We start from the raw sequence: 6,506 nt of genomic DNA on the forward strand, positions 1-6,506 counted from the left end.
TTACGAGTACCTGTTATTTCACCAGAGGGTCAACCCCTTATGCCAACTAAAGCCTCTCGGGCTAGGCGTTGGGTTCGCGATGGTAAAGCCATCGAAAAATGGAATGATGCCGGAATCTATTACGTTCAACTTGTGGATGCACCTTCGGGTACCGATACCCAAAAGATTGCTGTTGGGGTTGACCCTGGCAAATTTTATTCTGGCATCGGCGTTCAGTCTAAGAATGTCACCCTGTACCGCGCTCACCTGATTCTTCCGTTTCAACGGGTTAAAGAACGAATGGGGGCGGAGTCTCGCGATTAGACGCCATTAAATAGGGATAATACGGTATTTAACGGAATAAAACCGACATTGACATTTTACTAGCGCTAGAATTATATTAAAGTATAGGATTCAGACGTCAACGATGCCCAAGAAAGTAGGAGCAACTAGGAAAATATCGACTTCACACGTCCCCATAGTAGGGATGACTGAGTCGGTTAAGGCAGAGTTGCTGTCCACAATGAAAAAGCTGGGCATTGTTCGCTCTGAGTCTTACAACAAGCTGGGGAGCATTAGCCATTGGGGACTGGATTGGAAAAAGGCCATTCCAGAGATTAAAAGCTTCAGGACTCCCGACACCTTGGGGTTGCCTGCCAAAATAATGGATTGGACTATTAATGATTTAGCCAAGGCCATCACAGCTCAGCAGGCAGCCTGTATAGATGCGGTAGCAAAAAAGATCTACAGAAGGTTCCCTCGAAAGGAAAACCAAAACAAACGGAAGGAGCTTTGCAAACAACTTAAAACTTTAGCATTTCTGGATAACTCGCTCCTACACAGACTTGTCAGAAAGGAATTTAAGAGAGGACATTCCTGGGTTAAAAACCAGATAGTCTATCAACAAGTGGGCTATAAATGCAAAAGACTTTCCCGTAACACTTATCAGTTAGAATTGGCTGGATTAAGGAGAGGGAAAAGAAACAGGATAGTTATCAGGTCTAATCGGAAAATCAAAGGACAGATCAGATTAATCCACAACCAAATTCTGCAAAGATTTGAAATTCATTTTTTGGTAGACCATGGGACTGTTGAAATTCCATCTGAACGTCGGAGTATCGGAGTAGATAAGGGGTACACGGAGGTTTTCTATGATTCAGAAGGTCAGGCTCACGGGAAAGGACTAGGGAAAGCAACTACCAAAAAGTCTGTTCGCGTAGCGTGGCCTTTTGGCCATCGTATATGTGCAAAAAACCGCAATAGAGGGAAGTTATGGGCGCTTCACAGAAAGCTAGAAAAAATAGATCCAGCTAAGTCAGCCAGGATCCTAGAAAATAACCTGACCAGGAAGACAGAAAATCGTCGTTACAGACAGAACCAAGCTGAACTGGCGGCGATAATAGGAGCAGCTTCTAAATCTCTCTTCAATGGAGAAGCTCTAAAAGTTTTCGCAGAAGATTTAACACAACCAATCAAAGGCAAGCGCCAGAGCAGCGCCGTGTCCCGTAAACTTAATAATTGGATGAAAGGAGCAATACGGGACTCTTTGCAGAAATGGGCTAATTGGACTGGCTCAGTTGTTACAGAAGTTCAGCCTAGTTACACGTCGCAAATTGACTCCAGAACTCGAACCCTTCTTGGGGAAAGAACTGGGGACAATTTTACCGGAATTGATGGGGTCGTGTTGCAGGCTGATTATAATGCTGCCCAAAATATTCTTGCTCGTGGAACTGATAAAGAGATCGGGAAATACATGAGCAAGACAGAGGTACAGGCAGTGTTATTGCGTCGTACCGCGCGTTTCTTGAGAGGAATGGGACTAAGTTTGGTTGATGGGGTTGAGCTAGGTTGGCTTGACCCTAAGCATACTAAAACTAAGGCTTTCAAGCAACTCCTGGTCGAGATGCCAGGATCGCCCAAACAGACAAGTGGGAGGTTTAACTCCAATTACCGTTTGACCACTTCTCACTTGGGCAGCAATAAATTGCACCTTGACCGTTTTATACCGGATTGTCCCGATTAATGACGGTTTAAGAGTATCTCTATGACCTCAACTGGAAACGACTAGGGCAATTCACGCCAAACAAGACTCTTCTGATAAGAAGGTCTAACAAACTTTGTGTAGTAGGGGGCTTTAGCCCCTCTACCGCTCCTGTTCCTCCCCTACTTAAAAAATAGGGGATTCCCACTCGCATCCTTCTTTAGTTGACGATGTAAACAGAAATAATATTACTTACCCCAACTGCCAATCTTGGTCACCCCTTCAGGTAATATACTTGAACACAACTTTTGATAAAGAGTTTGCTGGGGTGTGAACGTAATCGTGAAGAACAATAGCCTTCGGACAGGGGTAGCGATAGCTTTTTTGTGGATGGCAACAAGTACTGGTAATGCTGTTGCTGAATTAGTCATGATTGAGCAACAGGTTAAAGAAGTTGTGTCTCATCTAGTTGGGGTAATGGATACCTCGGCCCAAGCCAGAGCTAACCCAGATTCTCCTGATGTCCGCATGACCACCTGTACTGTCAACCTAGAGAGTGTTGATCCTGGACTCAACCCTGCTACATCAGTATTTTTGTATCAGGAACAAGCGCTTTCCAAACGCCTTAACTCTCCTTACCGACAGCGATTTTTGCGTATAGCTGTCAGTGACAATGGCCAGAGTGTAGAATCTAGAGGGTTTAAGCCTCAAAACCCAAAAACCCTGATTGGTTTGTGCAATCAACCTGATGGAGAGCGAGTGATACCCTCAAATGACTTAGGTAAAGCGGTGTGTAGTGTATTTTTGAAGCCAGTCGGTGAGAACTACATCGGTCAGACACCAGAGGATGGTTGTCCAACTAAGTACAGAGGAGCAGTCAAAATCACCAATACCATTATACTCCACAAAGAAGGTATGGACACCTTAGATCGGGGTTTTGATGCTGCTGGCAATTTGCTATGGGGCGCGAAAGATTCACCCTACCAGTTTCGTTGGGTTGAACCGCAATAGAGCCTGTTGGTCAATTGCCTGATATCAAATTCGGTGGAATAACCATACTTCCTGGTGACCAGAGCAGGGGGAGCAAGGCAGCACTCAGCTATCAGCGAACAGCGATTAGCGCTACGCGCACGCTACGCGAACAGCACTCAGCTATCAGCCATTAGCCATTAGCCTTGGCCATTAGCGAATTGCCACGCTACGGGAACAGTTTATGGGCTACACCCACGCTACTAGATCGGTGCTTTTGAATAAAATAAGCTGTTCGCGCAGCGTGAGCGAAAAGCTGACGGCTGACTGCTAACTGCTGAATGCTTACAGGGCGAGACAGAGCCGAATTTCACCATTGGTTCTTTTGCACAAATGATTTAGGATGTCTATCGTTTATAAAAATTCATCAAAACTATAACGTTAGGTTTACCTAAATTTTATCAAATCATCTATTAACGCAATCCAAAATCATTCCACCAGTGTAGCACCAAAAAGTTATGCCACACTGGCAACCTTGTGAGCATTTAATAAGCCACTATACTAAGCAGTTAATCGGATTTAACTATCAGCAAAAAAATCCAAGCACTTAGTAAAAATTTAGTAAACATTTAGTAAATTTTTAGTAAACCAATGGAATTTATATTTCTAGTTATCTAGATATATTTAAATTAATTAAATCAATCAATACCTAAAAAATATGTCTTTAGTTGTGTTTCTTTTGATTTTTTATTTAGCTATACTAACTACCGATTGATAAAGTTAATATAACTTACGCACCCAAACGTCTCAAACATCGGTACGGTAATTATCTGTTCCCTTTTTATGTTTACCGTTCCTGGTTATATGAACCGAAGCTTAATAGCTAATTACTGTGTATTTTTTAATAATTAACTGGATAATAAAACATGACGAATAACTTATCAAATTGGTTACTAGGTCTGAGAAATCGCCACTTCTTACTCATTGATTTAATTATTTTCACGAGTACGCCAGTATTAGCTCTAGTCCTATTCTTAAACAATCATTTAGATATCAACCTCTATCAATCTGGACTGATACTGGCAACCATTCTGTTCCTAGTCGTTAAACTAACTGTATTTTCTACCTTCGGTCTTTACAAGCGTTGCTGGTCTTATGCCAGTATTGATGAACTAGAGCAGATAGCCGCACTTACTGCTGCTGCTATAGTCATCCAAACGTTATTGTTTCACTGGTCTAATGGTTTAACCAATTTATCCTTGAATAGCCTGCCTAATTCCTTGCCGTTACTTGACGGTTTACTGAGCTTGTTGTTTGTCGGTAGTCTTCGCTTCAGTGTTCGTGCCGTCGAAAGAGTCAGCCAAAGGCATAGGAAGTTTCATCGCCGGGACAATGTACTGATTGTTGGTGCTGGTAGTGCAGGGGTTGCTCTAGCCCAGGATATGCAAAAGAATCCTTCCCTAGGTTTTAATCCTGTCGCCTTTATTGACGATGACCGTAAAAAGCTCAATTTAAGAATTAGGCGACTACCTATAGTTGGTAATCGTGATGCCATTCCTGATGTTGTTCGCTCTCTACGTATTCGCAAAATTATTATCGCCATGCCTACAGCACCTGGGCGAGTTATTCGGGAAGTTTTAGATATTTGTAAATCCACAGGAGTACCAACTAGTACTTTACCTGGTATGAATGAAATCCTCAATAATCCTATCCGTGTTGGTAGTGTTAGGGATGTCAAGATTGAAGACTTGCTGCGTCGCGAACCTATACAAACTGATGTTCAGCGTGTGGCTAAGTTTCTGAAAGGAAAGATAGTTTTAGTGACAGGAGCAGGAGGCTCTATTGGCAGTGAACTTTGTCGCCAAATTTTTAAGTGTCAACCCTCAGAAATGGTACTTTTAGGACATGGAGAAAACTCCGTGTTTAATATCCAACAAGAACTAAACCAAGTTTTAGAACTACTTGAATACGATCGCTTAGAAAATGAACGACTTCCAAATATTAATACTATTATTGCTGATATTCGATTGACAGGTCGGTTAGAGTACATTTTTGACCAATTCAGACCAGATATTGTTTTTCACGCTGCGGCTCACAAACATGTGCCAATGATGGAATTAAATCCTCCAGAAGCAATCACAAACAATGTGCTGGGAACCAAAAATTTGCTAGATCTCTCATTGCGATATGGTGTAGAACACTTTGTCATGATTTCAACGGATAAAGCAGTTAATCCCAGCAATGTTATGGGCTGCAGCAAGCGAGTGGCGGAAATGCTGGTGCTACAAGCGGCTCAAAGGAGTGGTAGGCATTTTTCTGTGGTTCGTTTTGGCAATGTTCTCGGTAGCCGAGGTAGTGTTGTTCCTACCTTTAAGCGTCAAATTGCTGCTGGGGGTCCGGTGACTGTTACCCACCCTGATATCTGTCGCTATTTCATGACCATTCCAGAAGCAGTTCAATTGGTTTTGCAAGCCTCAGTCATTGGTCAGGGCGGTGAAGTCTTTATGCTCAATATGGGTCAACCGGTCAAAATTGTTGACTTAGCCAAAGAACTGATTCGCCTTTCCGGGTATGAAGTGGGTAAGGACATTGACATTGTCTTTAGCGGACTGCGACCAGGAGAAAAGTTATTTGAGGAACTGCTAATTCCTGGAGAAGAATATGAACCAACCCTACACGACAAATTGCTAGTAGTTAAAAATGCTAGTCAGATGGTTTCCCAAAATCTTGACTATGCAGTAGATGCACTCCGGAAAGCTGCCGCTCAAAATTATACCAATCTAATTTTATTCTTGCTGGAGCAACTGGTACCAGGCTACACCCCTAAATACAAAAAAACTACTCCAATCCTAAATCTCTCTTCGGATATTTCTAAGATGATCATGACTGATGAAAAGATTAAAGTGTTAGACAAGTGTTATCACCAAGCCAACGGCCAAGTTACCCAAACCAAAAAAATTGGGTTCTGGGAAATGGAAGATTATTTGCAAAAGGCTCTAAAAAATCAGGAGTTACAGCTTTACTACCAGCCGATTATGCTCCTAGAAAACGAGCATATTAATAGTTTTGAAGCACTGTTGCGCTGGCAACATCCTAACCTAGGATTGATTTACCCAGAAGAGTTTATGCCAGTAGCCAAAGCAACTAGCTTGATTGTTCCCATTGGTTGGTGGGTAATCAGAGAAGTTTGCAATCAACTACAGTCTTGGCAACAACTGTTTCCTAGTCAAACACCGATAACCATTAGTGTTAATCTGTGTCGCCAACAGTTATTGCAACCTGATTTAGTTCAGCAGATTGACCATATTATCAAGACAACTAACTTGGATGCTTATCGTTTGAAGCTAGAAATACCTGAAATTTTTATTCGTAAAAATCCTGAAGAAGCCATGGTGGTGCTTTCCAAACTTAGAGCCATTGGGGTTCAGTTAGAATTGGATAATTTGGGTATTTATAATTCATCGGATATAAATTATATCCATGAAGTATCTAACTCTATCTATGGAGAGTTTAATGGCTTAAAAGTTGATCGCTCTCTAGTCAGTAAAATTAATACGGATAATAAAAATTTAGAACA

The 6,506-nt window shown here is 41.9% G+C and carries 4 protein-coding genes; all 4 read left to right on the forward strand.

Annotation, left to right across the window (positions count from 1 at the left end; translation table 11 throughout):
• Positions 1-303 (forward strand): RRXRR domain-containing protein (locus F6K52_RS29830; RefSeq protein ID WP_364420378.1); only part of this gene is annotated, 303 nt, incomplete at its 5' end.
• A 103-nt stretch (positions 304-406) separates the two neighbouring features.
• Positions 407-2,002, forward strand: a complete 1,596-nt coding sequence (locus F6K52_RS29835) for a transposase (protein WP_293087335.1) — start codon at positions 407-409, stop codon at positions 2,000-2,002.
• A gap of 348 nt (positions 2,003-2,350) precedes the next feature.
• Positions 2,351-2,971, forward strand: a complete 621-nt coding sequence (locus F6K52_RS29840) for a chromophore lyase CpcT/CpeT (protein WP_293087338.1) — start codon at positions 2,351-2,353, stop codon at positions 2,969-2,971.
• An 884-nt stretch (positions 2,972-3,855) separates the two neighbouring features.
• The coding region (locus tag F6K52_RS29845) for a polysaccharide biosynthesis protein (RefSeq protein WP_293087341.1) at positions 3,856-6,506 on the forward strand (2,651 nt) is incomplete at its 3' end.

Origin of the sequence: Moorena sp. SIO3H5 (assembly GCF_010692395.1) — a bacterium.
In the GTDB taxonomy this organism is placed as follows: Bacteria; Cyanobacteriota; Cyanobacteriia; order Cyanobacteriales; family Coleofasciculaceae; genus Moorena.